The 18,869-nt window shown below is 46.3% G+C and carries 18 protein-coding genes; 16 read left to right on the top strand and 2 right to left on the bottom strand.

The window, feature by feature from the left end:
• The first annotated feature begins 128 nt into the window (after positions 1-128).
• The 8 genes from recA to hflX all read left to right on the top strand — a co-directional run bounded on the left by recA (position 129) and on the right by hflX (position 8,826).
• Positions 129-1,223 (top strand): recombinase RecA, encoded by a 1,095-nt coding sequence (gene recA, locus ATORI0001_RS01160; RefSeq protein WP_003148789.1) that lies wholly within the window; start codon positions 129-131, stop codon positions 1,221-1,223.
• The gene (locus tag ATORI0001_RS01155) at positions 1,223-1,885 is read left to right on the top strand and encodes a regulatory protein RecX (protein WP_003148507.1); all 663 of its coding nucleotides are present in this window, start codon (positions 1,223-1,225) and stop codon (positions 1,883-1,885) included. The genes recA and ATORI0001_RS01155 overlap by 1 nt, the downstream gene beginning before the upstream one ends.
• Before the next feature lie 280 nt (positions 1,886-2,165).
• A complete protein-coding gene (gene rny / locus ATORI0001_RS01150) occupies positions 2,166-3,725 on the top strand; it encodes a ribonuclease Y (RefSeq protein WP_003148561.1) in 1,560 nt (519 codons plus the stop codon).
• A gap of 3 nt (positions 3,726-3,728) precedes the next feature.
• A complete protein-coding gene (locus ATORI0001_RS01145) occupies positions 3,729-4,808 on the top strand; it encodes an ATP-binding protein (protein WP_003148321.1) in 1,080 nt (359 codons plus the stop codon).
• A 70-nt stretch (positions 4,809-4,878) separates the two neighbouring features.
• Positions 4,879-5,238, top strand: coding sequence for a stage V sporulation protein S (locus tag ATORI0001_RS01140; RefSeq protein WP_003148453.1), 360 nt, complete (start codon positions 4,879-4,881; stop codon positions 5,236-5,238).
• 3 nt (positions 5,239-5,241) lie between these two features.
• Positions 5,242-6,609 carry a tRNA (N6-isopentenyl adenosine(37)-C2)-methylthiotransferase MiaB gene (miaB, locus tag ATORI0001_RS01135; RefSeq protein WP_003148191.1) on the top strand — a complete coding sequence of 456 codons (1,368 nt, stop codon included), beginning with the start codon at positions 5,242-5,244 and terminating at the stop codon, positions 6,607-6,609.
• The gene (gene miaA, locus ATORI0001_RS01130) at positions 6,606-7,550 is read left to right on the top strand and encodes a tRNA (adenosine(37)-N6)-dimethylallyltransferase MiaA (protein WP_003148289.1); all 945 of its coding nucleotides are present in this window, start codon (positions 6,606-6,608) and stop codon (positions 7,548-7,550) included. The genes miaB and miaA overlap by 4 nt, the downstream gene beginning before the upstream one ends.
• Positions 7,537-8,826 (top strand): GTPase HflX, encoded by a 1,290-nt coding sequence (gene hflX, locus ATORI0001_RS01125; protein WP_003148624.1) that lies wholly within the window; start codon positions 7,537-7,539, stop codon positions 8,824-8,826. Before miaA ends, hflX begins: the two co-directional genes overlap by 14 nt.
• Here the strand turns inward: hflX and ATORI0001_RS01120 are convergent.
• Positions 8,823-9,599, bottom strand: a complete 777-nt coding sequence (locus tag ATORI0001_RS01120; protein ID WP_003148190.1) for a heparan-alpha-glucosaminide N-acetyltransferase domain-containing protein — start codon at positions 9,597-9,599, stop codon at positions 8,823-8,825. The two genes, hflX and ATORI0001_RS01120, sit on opposite strands and share 4 nt — an antisense overlap.
• Positions 9,600-9,607: 8 nt before the next feature.
• A complete protein-coding gene (lexA, locus tag ATORI0001_RS01115; RefSeq protein ID WP_003148268.1) occupies positions 9,608-10,264 on the bottom strand; it encodes a transcriptional repressor LexA in 657 nt (218 codons plus the stop codon).
• 183 nt (positions 10,265-10,447) lie between these two features.
• Between lexA and ATORI0001_RS01110 the strand changes: the two genes are divergently transcribed.
• The 8 genes from ATORI0001_RS01110 (at position 10,448) to ATORI0001_RS01075 (ending at position 18,814) form a co-directional block, all read left to right on the top strand.
• A complete protein-coding gene (locus ATORI0001_RS01110) occupies positions 10,448-10,906 on the top strand; it encodes a LysM peptidoglycan-binding domain-containing protein (protein ID WP_003148209.1) in 459 nt (152 codons plus the stop codon).
• 105 nt (positions 10,907-11,011) lie between these two features.
• Complete coding sequence (gene nrdR, locus ATORI0001_RS01105) at positions 11,012-11,461, top strand: transcriptional regulator NrdR (protein WP_003148766.1); 450 nt, start codon at positions 11,012-11,014, stop codon at positions 11,459-11,461.
• Positions 11,458-11,916, top strand: coding sequence for a dUTP diphosphatase (gene dut / locus ATORI0001_RS01100; protein ID WP_003148699.1), 459 nt, complete (start codon positions 11,458-11,460; stop codon positions 11,914-11,916). The genes nrdR and dut overlap by 4 nt, the downstream gene beginning before the upstream one ends.
• 48 nt (positions 11,917-11,964) lie before the next feature.
• The gene (locus ATORI0001_RS01095) at positions 11,965-13,284 is read left to right on the top strand and encodes an NCS2 family permease (protein ID WP_003148590.1); all 1,320 of its coding nucleotides are present in this window, start codon (positions 11,965-11,967) and stop codon (positions 13,282-13,284) included.
• Between the two features lie 166 nt (positions 13,285-13,450).
• The gene (gene ppdK, locus ATORI0001_RS01090; protein ID WP_003148506.1) at positions 13,451-16,213 is read left to right on the top strand and encodes a pyruvate, phosphate dikinase; all 2,763 of its coding nucleotides are present in this window, start codon (positions 13,451-13,453) and stop codon (positions 16,211-16,213) included.
• A 144-nt stretch (positions 16,214-16,357) separates the two neighbouring features.
• Positions 16,358-17,425: a deoxyguanosinetriphosphate triphosphohydrolase gene (locus ATORI0001_RS01085; protein WP_003148171.1), complete on the top strand. Its 1,068-nt coding sequence runs from the start codon at positions 16,358-16,360 to the stop codon at positions 17,423-17,425.
• A 190-nt stretch (positions 17,426-17,615) separates the two neighbouring features.
• Positions 17,616-17,957 carry a 50S ribosomal protein L19 gene (gene rplS / locus ATORI0001_RS01080; protein WP_003148389.1) on the top strand — a complete coding sequence of 114 codons (342 nt, stop codon included), beginning with the start codon at positions 17,616-17,618 and terminating at the stop codon, positions 17,955-17,957.
• Between the two features lie 65 nt (positions 17,958-18,022).
• Positions 18,023-18,814: a ribonuclease HII gene (locus ATORI0001_RS01075; protein WP_003148767.1), complete on the top strand. Its 792-nt coding sequence runs from the start codon at positions 18,023-18,025 to the stop codon at positions 18,812-18,814.
• Positions 18,815-18,869 lie beyond the last annotated feature (55 nt).

The raw sequence follows: 18,869 nt of genomic DNA, 5'->3' as shown, positions 1-18,869 counted from the left end.
ACGCGTCAAAATTGTGTCAGATAACCGTCAAATATCAGACAAATTGCTTCACTAGAATCATCGATAAAGTGTTGACTTAGAACGCTTGTTCCTATAGGATGTTTACAGTTCAAGTGCAAGGAGAAGCAATGGTAAAAAAGCAGGTTATCAGGGAAATCAAGCCTCGTACCACCGGTGAAGAAAGAGACCAAGTCCTTGAGACAACTACCTCAGAAATAGAGAAGAAATTTGGCAAGGGCTCCATTATGAGGCTCGGTGACGGAGGCCCTTCCTTTGATATCCAATCTATCCCTACAGGTTCAATTGCATTAGATGCAGCTCTAGGGATCGGCGGTGTCCCACGCGGTCGAATTATTGAAATTTATGGTCCTGAATCTTCAGGTAAGACCACTCTTTCTCTTGAGATTCTTGCTGAAGCACAGGCTCTTGGTGGTGTTGTTGCGTTTATTGACGCAGAGCACGCACTTGATCCAGGATATGCTGCACGTATTGGCGTTGATATTGACGAGGTGCTTATATCCCAGCCTGATACCGGAGAGCAAGCGCTTGAAATTTGCGACATGCTGGTTCGCTCCGGCGCCATTGATGTTGTGGTAATAGACTCCGTTGCCGCTCTTGTTCCTCGCGCGGAAATTGAGGGTGAGATTGGTGACTCAAGTGTTGGCCTTCAAGCACGTCTTATGAGCCAAGCACTTCGTAAGTTAGCAGGATCACTTTCCAAATCAAACACAACATGTATATTCATCAATCAGCTTCGAGAGAAGATTGGCGTCATGTTTGGTAATCCTGAAACTACCTCAGGAGGGCGTGCACTCAAGTTTTTCTCTTCGGTTCGTATGGATATTCGTCGCATTGATAGCATTAAAGTCAATGGTGATGTTGTAGGAAATCGTGTTCGTGTAAAGGTTGTTAAAAATAAGGTGGCTCCACCTTTTAAGCAGGCTGAGTTTGACATTATGTACGGCAAAGGCATCTCTAAAGAAGGTTCCATTCTTGATATGGCCGTTGAAGAAGAGATCGTAAACAAGTCTGGTTCTTGGTTTACCTATGAAGGAGAGCGTCTTGGTCAGGGAAGGGAAGCGGCAAAAACCTTCCTTCTTGAAAATCCGCAGCTTATGGAAGAAATTGACCATAAGGTTCGTTTGGCTGTTGGCCTTATTGAAGATGAAGATACTGCTGTAGGTTCGCCTGTAATGCCAACAGAGACTGAGGTTGCACAATAGTGGCAGATTTTACGTGGAGTGTTGTTTTTCCCGAGAAAAAGAAGACAACATTCAATCGAAAAAAGCCTCGTGCAACAATTTTTCTTTCGTCTGATACACATGGGGATGAGAAGCTTTTTGTTCCTATAAGCGTAGCAAAAAAGGTGGTCGCTCTTGATAAGGAATCTCAGCTTGATTCTGTTTCAAGGTCAGAGTTCCTCCAACGGCTTACGCTTATACAAAAAGATCTTGTTCGTGTTCGTATTGAGGCCCTGCTGCAACGGCGTGATTATTCAACATTTGAGCTTTCAGAAAAGTTACGCTTGGACGGTTTTTTTATTCCCGTTGTTGAAAAAGCCGTTGCACGCGCCGTTGAAGTAGGCCTTCTTAATGATCAACGATACGCTGACCTCTATGTTCGATCAAAGGTTTCACAAGGGTGGGGTCCTCTCAAGATTTCCTGTGAGTTAAAGCAAAGAGGGATAGAACCTACCTTACTTGACGGTTGGCCCGATACCTATCTGTCTTTGGAAAACCAGCGCGAACACGCGCATATGTTGGCACAACGTAAGCGTTTAACGGGTAAAAATGATTATGGAAAGATTGTTCGATTTTTAGCAGCAAAGGGGTATCCCTTGGGAATTTGCACTGATGTGGCAAGGCAGATGTTAAGAGACGTGTAGTTCATATCAATGGTTAGTATGTTTATTTGCTATAAATTCATCTGTTTACCTGCTTTTAATTGACAAATGCCAACCTACTCAGTAGGATTAAGAATGCCATGAGAATGAGCATTTCCCGTCGGTTTGCCGGCGTCACTTTTATAGAGTTTGTATAGCAAGCATAATGTTCTGTATTTGTGTGTGGTTTTCTCCTCTTGTGGCGGGTTCTTTACTTTGATGTATTTACTGCATCCCAGTAGAGTCTCCTGAACATTTTGTAATTGCCATTTTAGGAGTAAGTATGGAAGTAACACTTATAGTCGTAGGAGTGGCCTGTTTAGTCGTTGGCGCTGCCATTGCGTACGGCATTCTTGCCGGAAAAAGTAATTCTCGCTTAAAAACTGCTGATGAGCAGCTTAAGCAAGCCGAATCAAATGCTGAACGCATTGCTTCTGAGGCAAGCCGTCAGGCTGAAACGATAAAGAAAGAAGCCATTCTTTCGGCAAAAGAAGAGGTTCTGCAATTGAAGCAGAATGCTGAAGCGGAAGAAAAAAAGCGCAAGAGCGAGCTTCGGAGCATGGAAAATCGGATTTTGCAGCGTGAAGAATCTCTCGATCACAGAAATGATGCTCTTGATAAGCGGGAACACCAACTCTCCAGCCTTCAAGGACAGCTCGATCGTCGGAAAAATGATCTGGATACACTTGTTGCACAGCAATCCACAGAGCTTGAGCGTATTGCCGCTCTTTCACGAGATGAAGCTCACGATGAGCTTATGGAGCGTGTTCGTGCCGAGAGTGTTCGTGATGAAGCACAAGTTTTACGTGAGTCTGAGCAGCGAATTCGCACCCAGGCGGATAAAACCGCTCGTGAGATTATTTCTACTGCCATCCAGCGTGTTGCCGCAGATCAGGCTTCTGAGATCACGGTTACTACCGTCCACATTCCCTCGGATGACTTAAAAGGTCGAATCATTGGCCGAGAAGGTCGAAATATTCGCACCTTTGAGCAGGTTTCTGGTGTTTCTCTTGTTATTGATGACACGCCGGAGACGGTAGTGCTATCAAGCTTTGATCCCGTTCGTCGTGAGACTGCTCGAGTTGCTCTTGAGAATTTGATTGCGGATGGCAGAATTCACCCAGCGCGTATTGAGGAGCTTTATAAAAAGGCAGAGAGCCTTGTACAAGAGCGCGTTATTGAAGCGGGAGAGCAGGCAGCGTTTGACTGTGGTATCCATGATCTTCATCCGGAAATTATACGAACGCTTGGTGCGCTTCGTTACCGTACCTCATATGGGCAAAACGTATTGGCGCACTCGGTTCAAGTAGCCGTTCTTTGTGGCATTATGGCCGAGGAGCTTGGCATGGATCCAGCCCCCGCAAAGCGCGCGGGTCTCCTGCACGATCTTGGCAAGGCAATAGATCATGAGGTTGAGGGTCCTCACGCGGTTATCGGCGCCGAACTTGCACGCCGTCATGGAGAGCGTCCTGATATCGTTCATGCCATTCAGGCTCACCATGCAGATATTGAGCCTAATACGGTACTTGATGTTTTGGTAATGGCCGCCGATGCCATCTCGGCTGCACGTCCCGGTGCCCGTCGTGAGTCTGCGGAGAATTACATCAAGCGTCTTGAAAAACTTGAGGAGATTTCCAACGCACATGCGGGTGTTGAGCGTACCTATGCAATGCAGGCAGGCCGTGAACTCCACGTTATGGTAGAGCCCGAGAAGATCTCCGATGCCGAAGCTACGGTGCTTGCGCATGATATTGCCAAGCAGATTGAAGACGAGATGGAATATCCCGGTCAGGTTCGCGTGGTTGTCATTCGCGAGTCCCGTGCGGTTGATGTGGCTAAATAGCGCATGACAGATACAACGCAGCTTTTGGACTTTGTTGCTTCTATGGGAGGCGAGCGTGCACTTCGCATTGAGGAAAACCTTGGTGCAGGGTACGTTCGTCTTCGTGTTGCTGAGGCCGAGCGCAGACAGGCAAAGCATGATATCCGTTGCGTTGAAGACATTGTTATCGAAATGCTTCGCAATTCTCGCGATGCCGGAGCTCGTCACATATATGTCGCGACCACTCGTGAACAAAACACTCGCTCACTTATTATTCTGGATGATGGTTCCGGAATACCAAAAGACATGCAAGAAAAAGTATTTGACGCCCGCGTAACATCCAAGCTTGAAAGCGTGCATATGGATCGATGGGGTGTCCATGGCCGTGGTATGGCACTGTATTCCATCAGAGAGAATGCTGACTATACAAAAGTTGAGTCTTCCGCACCGGGTCTGGGATCTGCCATAAAAGTGGTCGTTGATGCAGAAAAGCTCACCGAGCGCAGCGATCAATCAAGTTGGCCTCGTGTAGGTGTTGATGATGACGGAGAAAAGTCCGTTATAAAAGGACCTCATAATATCGTTCGAACCTGCTGTGAATTTGCCCTGGAATCAAAGGGAAGCTGTGACATATTTCTTGGTTCTCCGGCAGAAATTATCGCAACCGCTCGCAGCCGAGTTCGGCTTTCCGTATCGTCTTCCGATCTTCTTTTTGTTGATGATCTCTCAGAGCTGCCCGTACTTGAGAGGTTCCGTGGTGCCTCTGATGTTCAGGAGCTCTCTGATGTGTGCAGATCACTTGGATTTGATTTGTCTGAGCGTACCTGTCATCGTATTTTGGCCGGACAAATCAAACCTCTTCGAAGCTGCTATTCTCGTTTGTTTCACACTCAGGAAAAATCTGCGGCAAAACAAATCGATCTGTATAAGGATAGGCGCAGCCTGAAAGTATCAGAGCAGGATAAAAGTGCATTTGCGCGTCTGTTGGAGAAGGATTTTAACTATCTTTCTGAGAAATATTATGTATTCATGAGTGATGAACCTAAGATTACCGTCAAAAAAGACAAGATTGTCGTAACATTTGGACTAAGCTCAGATGAGTAGCGGCGTAGATATAGTGGTGAGTTGTGATTATTGTAAGAATGAAGCTCAAACGTAGTATGCAGGAGTATGAATGGGATTACTAAAAGTCTCAAGCAAGTCATCACCCGCCTCGGTTGCAGGTGCCATTGCGGGTTTGGTTAAAGATCAGGAGCCTGTTACGCTGCAGTGTATTGGGGCCGGTGCCGTAAATCAAGCCATTAAGGCAGTGGCTATTGCGCGTGGGTTTCTTATACCAACCGGCTATGACATTTCTTGTGCCCCCACCTTTTCTGAAATTGAAATAGGAGGGGAGAGCAGAACTGCCATTCGTATTGGGGTATACGTGCACACCCTTCCTCCTTCAACTGACGTTGTTGAATTGCAAACAATCAATTTTGATGGCGAGAAGAACGCCCAACAGGAAAATTCTCACTTTAATGGAGTTATATAGATTATGTATGAAGCTGAAGAGCTCGTTGGAAAGACATACCATATAAAAACATTCGGTTGCCAAATGAATCTTCATGACTCTGAGAGAGTACGTGGGCTTTTGGATGTGTGTGGCTGTAATGAGGTAGAGAGTACTGACGATGCGGATATCGTTATATTCATGACCTGCAGTGTCCGTGAAAATGCCGATCAACGTCTTTATGGACAGGCGTCGGCTATGGTTAGCGCTCCTACGCCTCCGTCGGGAAAGCGTGTTGTTGCCATTGGCGGATGCATTGCGCAACGTGACGGAGAAGCGCTTAAGAAGAAAGTTCCCGCAGTTGACGTGGTTTTTGGAACCAGCGCTCTTGCAAGTGTTCCTTCACTTTTAAGTGCCGCTTTTGCAGATGATGACGATTCTGTCAAAGTTGATACCAGTGAGGAGCACAAGGGCTTCTCGACGGATCTTCCGAGTCATCGAGATCAAGTATTTCACGCATGGGTACCCATTATGACGGGATGCAATAATTTCTGTACCTACTGTATCGTGCCGTATGTTCGTGGCAGAGAGCGCAGCAGGACGTTTGAGGCGGTTGTCGGTGAATGCGAGCGCCTGGTGGCCGACGGGGTACGCGAAATCACTCTTTTGGGTCAAAACGTTAATTCGTATGGTCGAGATCTATATGGAACGCCTCGGTTTGCCGAGCTTCTTCGGGCAGTGGGTAAAACCGGTATTGAGCGCCTTCGGTTCACCTCTTCTAATCCAAAAGATCTTACCGACGAAACCATTGCTGCAATGAAAGAAACGCCTGCCGTTATGCCTCATTTGCATCTTGCGGTACAAAGCGGTTCCACGCGGATTTTGAAAAAGATGAACCGAAGCTATACGAGGGAAGAATATCTTGACCTGGTGCATCGTCTTAAGGCGGCCATGCCGGATATTGCCTTTTCTACCGATATTATCGTGGGCTTTCCAGGGGAGACCGAAGAAGATTTTGAACAGACTCTTTCGCTGGTAAAAGAAGCTGCGTATTCCTCGGCGTACACGTTTATATATTCTAAGCGTCCGGGAACTCCTGCTGCAAAGTTTGAGGACAATACTTCCCATGAGGTTATTCAGGAGCGCTTTAATAGATTGACCGATCTTGTGGCAAAGCAGGCATTTGAGGCAAATCAGAAGGATCTGCATACAACGGTGTCTGTATTGGTTGAGAACACCTCAAAGCGCGATAATCGCGTTATGGTGGGACATAGCGAGAAGAACCAGACGGTACATTTTGTTCTTCCGGAAGGTCACGTGAGCGATGATTACATTGGAAAAATAGTTGATGTGTATGTTGAAAAAGCTCGTACGTGGTACCTCAAGGGAACGCTTCAAGGGGAACCTCGATGAGAGATTGTCCTTTTGTCGTCTGCATTGTTGGTCCAACCGCCTCGGGAAAAAGTGCTCTTGCTGAGGAAGTAGCAAAAAATTTGCATTCCTCGGTTGTTTCGGTTGATGCAATGCAGGTCTATAAAGGAATGGATATTGGAACGGCAAAAGTTCCTGAGCATGAGCGAGCAGTGCCTCTTTTGATGGTTGATAGAGTGGACCCAACACAAGAATATTCCGTGCAACTATTTCAGAAGGATGCTCGCCTTGAAATAGACGCGCTTCTCGCCGCGCAAAAAATCCCCATTCTTTGTGGAGGAACCGGCCTTTACTTAGATGCCGTGATTGACCAGATGCACTTTCCTTCAGGAACAGTAGGCTCAAAAAGTCGCCTTTTGTACGAGCAACGTGCGAAAACGGACGGTCCCGCTGCGCTGTACCAGCTTCTTTGTGATCGAGATCCGGCAAGCGCCGAACTTATCCATCCGCACAATGTGCGTCGTGTGATACGTGCACTTGAAATGCTCGATGAAGGGGTTTCATATGCAGAACATCACAGAGGCTTAAAAGGCCATCTTCCTTACTATCACGCCCTGATCTGGGGTCTTGTGATGGATCGGAAGCGTCTGTATACACGAATAGACGAGCGAGTTGAGCGTATGTTCTCAATGGGTCTTATAGATGAGGTTCAACGTCTTAAATCACAGGGATTTGAGGAAAACAGTACCGCCGGTCAGGCAATTGGGTATAGGGAAGTTTTGCTCTATCTGTCAGGTAAGCTTTCACAGGAAGAAGCAGTTGAGGCCGTGAAACAACATACGCGCCACTATGCTAAACGCCAGCTTTCCTGGCTTAAGCGCGACGGCCGTGTTAGATGGCTTGATATGGATACAATGGGGATAGAGCAAGCGACGAAGACCATTCTTTCAGAGATTGAAAAGGGTTGTCATGAGTCGATTTAAACCATTTGATACAGAACCTGTTCCCGAAAGGGCGCTGCTTGTAGGTGTTGAATACGGAAGGCGAGAGTGGTCGCTCGAAGATTCTATGGCAGAGCTTGCACGACTTGCTGAAACTGATGGCGCAGAGGTAGTTGCTACGTTAACCCAACGGCTCGACACTCCTGTTTCAAAGACTTTTATCGGTAAAGGCAAGGCAGAAGAACTTGTCTCTTTTGTTCGGAATCTGAATGTTGATGTGGTTATCTTTGATGACGAGCTTTCTCCATCTCAACAATCAAATCTTGAGAAAATAGTAGGTTCGCCAACAAAGATTATTGATAGAACTGCTTTGATTCTTGATATCTTTGGAACGCACGCAAAAACACGTGAGGGCAGACTCCAGGTGCAGCTTGCACAACTGCAATATGTTCTTCCTCGGCTTCGAGGAATGTGGAGTCATTTAGTGGGTGAGCAGACACGCGGAGGTATCGGAAGTCGTTTTGGCCAAGGCGAAAGCCAGCTTGAAATTGACCGACGCCTAATCCGCGATAAGATTTCCATGCTTCAACATGAGCTTCGAAATCTCGAGAAGAGGCGAGAAGTACAGAGTAAGTTGCGGTGGGATTCCGGCATCTTTAGCGTCTCACTTGCCGGATATACTAACGCAGGGAAATCAACACTTTTAAACCAGCTTACGAATGCATCGGTGTATGCAAAAGACGAGCTCTTTGCAACACTTGATCCAACGACGCGCACTATTACGCTGGAAGAGGGGAGAAAGATTACCCTCACTGATACCGTAGGCTTTATTCAGAAGTTGCCTACGACGTTAATTGAGTCGTTTAAGTCAACACTTGCTGAAGCTCAGGCAGCCGATTTGATTCTTTTGGTTGTGGACGCTTCCGATAAAAATTTTGATAAGGAAATCGAAGTGGTTACTTCGATTTTGAATGATATCAAGGTTTCTGCGCATAAAAAATTGCTGGTGTTTAATAAGATTGATCTTCTCGATACCAACAATCTTGCAAAAATGCGCACGTTATATCCTGATGCGGTCTTTATTTCTGCCCAAAAAGCGATGGGCTTACGTGGGCTTTTGTATACGATTGCCCATATCGCCGGTGAAGACGATAAAACGCTGCATGTTTGTATTCCATTTGACCAAGGTTTTCTTATCCATATGGTGCACGAGCGCTGTCAGATAATTCGTACATGCTATCAGGCCAGCGGATTGCAGATGACTGTCCGTGCCGACAAACAAATGCAAGCAACTCTAAGCCCTTTTACGTGCTCCTAAAACAAGGCTCTTCCGGTAAGCAGATTGACAAGTAGCAGCAAAAGAGGCTGATGCAGAAGATATATGCTTAAAGGATGTTTACCAATTTCAGAAATTATGGGACAAGACAGCTTCATAAGAGCGTGTGGATATCCGTGTTTAAGAGCTGATCTATTAAAGGAAGCTCCACAGAGATAGAGCATTGCATAAGGGAGCAAAGGATAGTAATCACCGGATAAAAAGTATTTGCTTGGAAAGCCAAGCCAAGCGAAGAAATCAGAGGTATATAAAATTTGCGGGATTTGTATATTGAGAGGGCCAATTCCTATCGTTCCAAAAGGAAGGCGCAACGTAAAAAGGAATATACAAAAGAAGATGGCTGCCGGAATATATCCTTGTAGGGTAATGTGAAACTTTTGAAGAATAGCTTCCAGTAACGTAGAGCCTGCCATGCAAAAAATGATGCCAAACGAAATAGGGACATCAACGCGGACAAGTGAAGTAATCAAAAAAATTAGAGCCGCAAGAGTGCCATAGAGACACGCCCTTCTGAGAGCGTTCTTTGAGAATGCGCACATAGATCCTGCAATAAAAAGGAATGACCACGATATACTGGCGCGCCAGATGTCAATAAACGGAGAGGCAAACCACGACAAGTGTATACTGCTCAAGTAAACGAGATCATATACAAAATGAAATAAAACCATCGATACAATGACGAACCCTCGCCAAATATCAAAAAATACAACACGACCTTCAGTATGATTCTTTGGCGAGAGCTCAGATGTATCCAAAGCTGCTCCTATACGATGGAGCGAATAAGAGCGGTCACAATACCTAGAATTCGAGGATTCTTTGCATAGATGGGAGCCATTGTGTCATTTTCTGGCTGGAGACGAATACGATCTTTTTCCCGATAGAATGTCTTAACGGTTGCCGAGTCATCAATAAGGGCGACGACAATTTGCCCATCGTGAGCTTCTGCCTGCTCTTTGACAATGATGTAGTCACCATCAAAAATTCCAGCATTAATCATAGATTCACCATGAACACGAAGAATAAAAGTGCTTGAATCTCCAACGATACTAGTTGGTAGCGAAAGCTTATCTTCAACATTTTGTTCTGCAAGGATTGGAGTACCTGCAGCGACATTTCCAATTACAGGCAACGTTATGACATTGCTATTTAAATCTTGAGAAATGGAAGAAAGTTTGTTGGTAGATTGATTGTCAGATGTTTGATTGGTAACTATTTTCATAGTGCGAGGCTTCTTAGGATCTCGGCTGATAAACCCAAGTTCCTCAAGTACCTTAAGGTGCATATGAACGGTTGAAGGTGAAGCGAGACACACCGCTTTACCAATCTCTCGTACTGAAGGTGGATATCCATGTGTGTCTGTGTAAGAGCAAATATACTCATAGATAGCTGTTTGACGCTTACTGAGTTTTCCTTTGGGCATAGAAACCTCCTTTACTGGTAAACGTATCATACACCTGTTCTATATAAAAATCAAACGAATGTTCTAATTTTTTATTGACACGAACAAATGTGCGGTTTATATTAAGTACAGACGTTCGATTCAATTGTTGTCCGGCCGGTTAGGTATAACCATTCCGAGGAACATTTCGGAAAGGATTGAAATATGAAAAAGCAATACGTTAATCGATGCATATCTGATGGCACATCGGCGCTAGCCTCAAAACCTTGTGAGTTTACGCTTCTTGAGGGAGGGGCTTCTGTAGCACAAGATATAGCTACATCGGCAGAATTTCTTAATAAGCGGTCAAGCGCCTCATATTGTCCTCTTTCGAGAAAACAGCTATTTGTGGCAGCTCTTGCGTTAGTTGCAATAGTATGTTTTCTTGTTTCAACATACAACTTACGCGCAGCGGCAATTGAAAATGAAGTTTTAGATAAACTCCAATATGCTCCCGTGGAGACAATTATGGTGCAGCCAGGAGATTCTCTTTGGAAAATTGCAGAAGATCATAACGTTTCTGGAGTTTCTACAACAGATATGGTTCGCTATGTTCAAAAGATTAACCATATTTCTTCGGATAGGTTGGTTTCCGGTCAGCTGTTAAAGATTCCTGTTGCGTGATGATTATTGAGAATAGTGATACTTTTTTGGAGTTGGATTCGTAACTCTGAACTTCTTTTTATAAAATACATGGTATCTTCTTGATATGCTGACAGAGAGGATATTATGCATTGCCCAAAGTGTGGATGTGAAGAATCAAAAGTTGTTGATTCTCGTTCCTCTGACAATAATGATGCCATACGGCGACGCCGTGAATGCATAGAGTGCGGCTATCGTTTTACAACGTATGAAAGACGAGAAGAAACGCCTCTTGTAGTGCTGAAAAAAGATGGTCATAAAGAACCTTTTGACCGGCAAAAGCTTATGAGAGGTCTTATTGCGGCTACCGTAAAACGAGATATTCCCATTGAGAAACTTGGGACACTTATTGATTCCGTTGAGTCCAGTCTTCGTGACGGCGGGCAAAACGAAGTTTCATCAGAAGATCTTGGAAGCGCCGTCTTAAAGGAGCTCGTTACTCTCGATAAGGTTGCATATATTCGTTTTGCTTCAGTATATCGGGATTTTAAAGATGTAGATGAATTTAGTGAAGAGTTAAGGAGCTTAAACCAATGAGTTGTCATGATGATACCTACACCATCCAGCTTCCTATTAAACGTCTTGATCCTTCCGTGGAACTTCCTTCGTATGCATATAGCGGAGATGCTGGTTTAGACCTCCGTAGTGCAGAAGAGCTTGATTTAAAACCATTCGAGCGTCGTCTCATTGCAACGGGTCTTGCTATTGCAATTCCAGATGGATACGCGGGGTTTGTTCAACCGAGGAGTGGCCTTGCATATCGTGAGGGTCTTTCAATGGCCAATACCCCTGGTCTTGTCGATGCTCACTATCGTGGAGAGCTTAAGGTTTGCGCGGTTAATCTTGATGCAAAAAAGACAATCCATATAGAGTGGGGAGAACGTATTGCCCAGCTTGTAATTCAAAAAGTTCCCGTTGTTCAGCTTGTTGAGGTAGATGAGCTGGATCAAACTGATCGTGGTGCCGGTGGTTTTGGGTCAAGTGGTGTTTAGATCTTGCAAATATGTTTCTAGTTGGTTTATCTGGGAGAGGAGTACGTGATGGGAAAGTTCTTTAAGGTACAGGAACGCGGATCTTCTGTAGGCCAAGAATTACGAGCAGGACTTACAACATTTCTAGCAATGGCATATATCATTGCCGTAAACCCAGGTATTCTTGAGGTCGCCGGAATTCCTTTAAGTGCAGCAATCACGGCTACATGTATTGGTGCCGGCGTTATGACAATCTGTATGGGACTTTTTTCAAATAGGCCACTTGCTTGCGCTTCAGGTATGGGAGTCAATGCGGTTGTTGCTTTTACTCTTTCCCAAATAACCAATGGAGACTGGCATGCTGCAATGGCGGTTATTTTTATAGAGGGCCTTGCAATTCTCTTGCTGGTTCTTTGCGGGCTTCGTGAGGCAATCATGAATGCAATTCCCGTTTCGTTGCGCCATGCAATCTCGGTGGGCCTTGGCCTTTTTATTGCAATGATCGGCCTTAAGAATGCAGGGATTCTTGTTGCCAATGAGTCAACTATGGTTGCGCTCGGTGACATTTTCAAACCAACGTTTATAGTTGGCTTAGTTTCCATTGTTGCTACCGTGATTCTCTATTCCGCAAAGGTAAAGGGTGCGCTGCTTATAGGTATTATTCTGGCGGTTCTTACCGGCATTCCATTGGGAGTGACGGCAGTTCCTGAAGGAATTATTTCAGGTCTTGATTTTTCATCGTTTGGAGCCCCTTTCCAAGCCGACACCAATGGTGTTATGGGTATTGTGAAAGTCTTGACTACTCCGGTACTTCTCGTGTTTGCTTTTTCACTTATGATGTCTGACTTTTTTGACACTATGGGTTCTGCAATGGCAATTGCAAAGCAGGGAGAATTTCTTACCAAGGACGGAGAAGTAGAGGACATCAAACAGATTCTTATCGTTGACTCCGCAGCAGCTGCGGCTGGTGGTTTGTTTGGTGCCTCCTCAATTACCACATTCATCGAGTCTGCCTCAGGAGCAGCTGACGGTGGACGTACCGGGTTGTCCTCCGTTTTCACGGGTTTATGCTTCTTTGCAGCTGCATTCATTGCACCACTTATCTCTGTCATTGATTCATGTGCTACAACAGGTGCCCTTGTTCTTGTGGGCTTTTTGATGATGACTGAAGTGACCGAGATAGACTGGAATAATCTTCTTGAGGGATTCCCCGCATTTATGGTTATCGCTGGAATTCCACTTACATACTCTATATCAGACGGTATCGGGTTTGGATTTATCTTCTACGTGATTGTTGCTCTTGTAACCGGCAATGTAAAAAAGGTGAAGCCTCTTATGTGGGTCGCAGTTATAGCATTTGTTGCATACTTCATTATGCTTCAAATATAAAAATCTGTGAGCGGTTAAATAAAGCCGTTTACCGTATAACAGACCTCAAAGAGTCTTAAGCTTGATAAAATAGTTCGATGTGGATTTTGTTGTGAGGTCTAATCCACAAGTGTCGTGTTGTAAGTGCACGCTTCGGCGTGTCTGGTTTTAAAAGGTTTGGAGTGTTATGTCTGAGAAGCATGTATACAGCTTCGGAAAGGATCATGCCGGAAACGATGTGACTGAGGTCGCCGGCGCATCCGTAGATGAGGCAAAGTGGATTGTTGGTGGAAAAGGTGCCAACCTTGCCGAGATGTCCAAGATCGGTCTGCCCGTTCCTCCGGGTTTTTCAATTACCTGCCAGACATGCGTTGCGTATTCGACAGCCGGTAATGTATGGCCCGACGGTGTTCTTGATGAAATTGATTCAGCCATGCAGGATCTTGAAGAGCGTATGGGTAAAAAGTTGGGTGACAAGGAAGACCCGCTTCTTGTATCCGTTCGCTCGGGCGCTCCATTTTCTATGCCCGGCATGATGGACACCGTTTTGAACCTTGGCTTGAATGATGAGTCTGTTCAGGGTCTTATTAAGCAAACAGGAAACGAGCGCTTTGCGTGGGACTCATATCGACGCTTTGTCCAGATGTTCTCTGGTGTTGTTATGGGCGTTTCCGGTCAGCTCTTTGAGGATGCAATTTCTGCTAAGAAGGCCGAGAAGGGTGTTACACTTGATACGGAACTCACAGCAAACGATCTTCGTGAGCTGGTAACGTGGTTTAAGGGTATCTTTGCAGCAAACGTTGATGTTAAAGAGCATCCTGAAGTTTCTAAGGGTGGTTTTGCGGTATTCCCCTCTGATCCATATCTTCAGCTTCGCCTTGCGGAGCAGGCGGTCTTTGGTTCTTGGATGAACGATCGCGCCATTCTCTATCGTAAGCAGAACAAGATTCCTGATGATCTTGGTACGGCCGTCAACGTTCAGGTTATGGTTTTCGGTAATAAGGGCGAGACCTCTGCAACAGGCGTTGCTTTCACGCGTAACCCGGCTGACGGAACAAACGAGCGCTACGGCGATTTCTTGGTTAATGCACAGGGTGAAGATGTTGTTGCCGGTATTCGCAACACTGAGCCTATTACCGATTTGGTTAAAGTTCCCGCACTTAAGCAGGCAGGAGAAGAGCTTTTCCACGTGTTTGAGATTCTTGAGGATCACTATGCAGACATGATGGATATTGAGTTTACCATTGAAAACGGCAAGCTCTGGATGCTCCAGACCCGTGTTGGTAAGCGTACGGCACTTTCTGCTTTGAAGGTTGCCATTCAGATGTACGAGGAAGGCCGCATCACCAAAGAGCAGGCCGTTACTCGTGTTGCCCCTGAGCAGCTCGATCAACTTTTGCACCCACAGTTTGACCCCAACGCCAAGTATGAGACTATCGCCAAGGGTCTGAATGCTTCTCCTGGTGCTGCCGTCGGTGCTGCCGTCTTCTCATCAGCTGATGCCGAGAAGTACGCCGAGGCCGGCAAGCCTTGTATTTTGGTTCGTTGGGAAACCACGCCCGACGATCTTCACGGCATGGTAGCCGCTGAAGGTATTTTGACTTCCCACGGTGGTAAGACCAGCCATGCTGCAGTTATTGCCCGCGGTATGGGCGCTCCGTGTGTCTGCGGCGTTGATGTCCTTCGCATTGATGCAGCCAACAAGCGCTTTACCGTTGCCGGTTCGGATTTGGTAGTCAATGAGGGTGATATCATTTCCATTGACGGCACTACCGGCGATGTTATTCTCGGCTCTGTTGATCTTGTCCAGCCAGAGCTTTCCGGCGATCTTCAAACTATCTTGAAGTGGGCCGACGAGATTCGTCTTGACAGCTCGCGTGGCCGCAATATTGGCGTTCGTGCAAATGCGGATAATCCTGCTGACGCACAGACTTCGCTTGATAATGGTGCAGAGGCAATTGGTCTTGACCGTACCGAGCATATGTTCCTCGGTGAGCGCAAGCACCTTATTCAGGACTTTATCTTGGCCGATTCTGAAGATGTTAAGCAGCTTGCCATTGAGCAGCTTGGTCGCGCCCAGAAGGGTGATTTCCTTGGCATGTTCAAGGTAATGGACGGCAAAGACGTTGTCGTGCGTCTGCTTGATCCTCCTCTGCATGAGTTCCTGGATTCTCCACGTGATCTTGAGGTTGAGATTGCACATGATGAAGAGCAGGGTAAGGACGTTGCCGCTAAGCGTGCCCTTCTCGCTAAGTTTGATGCATTCCAGGAAGCAAACCCCATGCTCGGACTTCGCGGCTGCCGTCTTGGTATTGTTTATCCGGAGCTCAATGTTATGCAGGTTCGCGCCATTGCATCTGCTGCAGCTGAGCTTAAGCGCGTTGGCCTCAATCCTCGTCCTGAAATCATGGTTCCTCTTGTTGGCTTTGAAGAGGAGCTTGTACAGGTACGTGAAGAGGTCGAGAATACCATTAAGCAGGTTGAGGCTGAATATGGTGTTGAGCTTGACATTCCTGTTGGCACCATGATCGAGCTGCCTCGTGCTGCCATCATGTCTGAGGAGATTGCAAAGCATGCTGACTTCTTCTCCTTTGGTACCAATGACCTTACCCAGACATGTCTCGGATTCTCACGCGATGACGTTGAGTCTGCCTTTATGCCTCTTTATCTGGAGCGCAAGATTGTTAAAACCAATCCGTTTGCTACGCTTGATAAGGGTGTTGCAGAGCTTGTCCGTATGGGGGTTGAGGGTGGCCGCAAGGGTAATCCAAACCTCACCATTGGTGTTTGCGGTGAGACCGGTGGAGATCCTGAGTCCATCCACATGTACTACAACCTTGGTCTCGATTACGTGTCCTGCTCGCCATACCGCGTGCCTATTGCACGTCTTTCTGCAGCTCAGGCAAAGCTTGAGGCAAATGGTGGTCCTCAAAAGATTGCTACCAAGTAAGCTTTTAGGTAGTAGGCTGTAGGCATAAGAAGTACGTATCGAGTTTTCGTCGATATGATGAGGAGGGTGTCTTCGGGCATCCTCCTTTTCTGTTAGACTTTGACGAGAATCGTATCTGAGTGTTGTGCTGGGTTTGGAGGCTTCATGAAGGCATTCACGCGAGAAGAACTTGAGCGTCGCGAACATGAATTCCTTGCTGAGGAAGCGGCGTTTTCTGATCGTTCACAGGGGCGTATGATTCCCGAGAAGCCTGATGCGCTTCGTACCTGTTATCAATGTGACAGAGATCGTATTTTGCATAGCAAGAGTTTCAGACGTCTTGCCCATAAGACGCAGGTATTTCTTGCGCCAGAAGGAGACCACTATCGAACCCGTTTAATCCACACGCTGGAAGTGGCACAAATTTCTCGCTCTGTTGCACGTCCGTTGGGGCTCAATGAGGATCTCACTGAAGCCATTGCATTAGGTCATGACCTTGGACACACTCCCTTTGGTCATATTGGCGAGAAAGCGCTCTCAACAGCAATTGCTCTGTATCGCGGTTTGGATCCGCTTGATCCGAAAAATCAAAGAATCTTTGCGCATAACGAACAAAGCGCCCGTATCGTGGATCTTCTTGAACGCAATGGCAGAGGACTTAATCTAACCCGAGAAGTAGTTGACGGCATTCGCTGTCACTCGGGTAGTCTCCGAGCCATGACAGCAGAAGGCCAGGTAGTTGGCATCGCTGATCGGATTGCATATGTTACGCATGATATCGATGATGCAAAGCGCGCGGGGTTGCTTACCGAAGAAGCACTTCCGGCAGGTCCAAGAGCTCTTCTCGGCAATTCGTCCTCAGAGCGCATTGAAACCATGGTTCACGATATCGTGGAGCAAAGCGCTCAGTGTGGAGATATCCGCATGTCAGATACTATATGGACTGCCATGATGCAGATGCGTTCATTTCTTTTCGAAAACCTTTATGCAAATGGTGATGCAAAATATGAAGAGCCGAAGGCATACGATCTCATTATCGAGCTCTTTGATTACTTTATTTCGCATCCCAATGAAATACCTGCTGAGTATACGGTTCATGATGCGGAAAACCCTGAACTTCAAGTTGCGGATTTCGTTTCGGGAATGACTGACAGATATGCTACCCGTACCTTTGAAGAATTAAGACTTCCAAGGTCGTGGAGGGAGAGAAGAGGCAACTATTCCAGAAAATAGGGGCTAAACTACGTGTTTCTCGCTATGAATTTGTGAATACCAAGGTTTTTATACATATGGCAATAAAAATGGGGCAATAAAAATCTTGTGTTGTTCTTGCGGAGAAGCGCTTGGTCTAATATACTTTTCACCTGTGTGTTGAACTATGTGTCGCTCGCGGTCGCGTCGGCACCTCTAGAAATGAGGAATTATGGACTACATTCGCGCAATTGAGCGCCAGCAGATCCGCGAGGATATTCCTGCTGTTCGTGTTGGTGACAATGTCAAGGTTCACTATCGCATCGTTGAGGGTGACCGTACCCGTGAACAGGTTTTCCAGGGCGATATCATTCGTCTTTCTGGTGCCGGATCTCGTGAAACTTTTACGGTTCGCAAGATCAGCTTTGGTATTGGTGTTGAGCGTACTTTCCCGCTTCACAGTCCCAAGATCGCTAAGCTTGAGGTTGTTCGTCATGGTGTTGTACACCGCGCTAAACTGTACTTCCTTCGCGATCGCGTTGGTAAGGCAGCTCGTCTTCGTGAGCAGCGCTAGTTTTAGAAGCAATTGGTTTATGATAAAGCCGTCCGTATGGGCGGCTTTTTGTATGGCGGGAGAGTATGGTGGCATTTGATTCGTCTCGGCTTACCGCAAAAGAGATAGCAGCTCTTTTAAGTGATGCGTCCGCATCGGAGATTGCCGCTCTTTCCGAGCGTTATGCCGAGGATCCGCGCAAACAAGTTCAACAAGCCCTAGAGTCTGCGCAACGAAGACTAGAGCGCTCTGCCGTTGAGAACTCTCGCGTGCAAGCAATGTATACCCTTCAGCGCAAGCTCGGGGGCTCCGGCATTATTGTTGGTGTCGATGAAGTTGGGCGGGGGCCGGTCGCCGGTCCTTTAACGGTTGGTGCCGTGGTGCTTTCGGATACGCCTCTCATTGATGGTTTAAACGATTCAAAAAAACTGAGCGCTGCAAGACGAGAAACTATTGCCGCACGGATTGCAAAAGTTGCTCTTGCGATAGGAATGGCTTTTATTGAACCTGCAGAAATAGACGAAATTGGTATGTCTGCTGCGCTCAGAAAAGCAATGGAGATTGCCATTGAACAAACGGGGGTAGACCCCGATTGTGTTCTTATTGATGGAAATCCGGTTCACGTACATCCTCGTGAGAAGACCATTGTAAAAGGTGACGCAAAAATAGCATCCATTGCTGCCGCTTCTATTGTTGCGAAAGTATCCCGAGATGCCCTTATGGTTGACTATGATGCACAATATCCGGCATATCACTTTGCCCAAAACAAGGGATATGCTTCAGCCGATCATATTAAAGCAATTGCCGATTATGGTCTTACACCGATTCATCGTACAACCTTTTGTGGAAATTTTGCGAAGGGACCCCGTCTCTTTTAATGGGTATTAAATCAAGTACTTAATTACTCGTGCGTGTTGGTGTAGGTGCATTGGA

Origin of the sequence: Lancefieldella rimae ATCC 49626 (assembly GCF_000174015.1) — a bacterium.
Classification (GTDB): domain Bacteria; phylum Actinomycetota; class Coriobacteriia; order Coriobacteriales; family Atopobiaceae; genus Lancefieldella; species Lancefieldella rimae.
The sequence above is the reverse complement of the archived record's forward strand: the minus strand, read 5'-3'. Positions and strand labels throughout refer to the sequence as shown.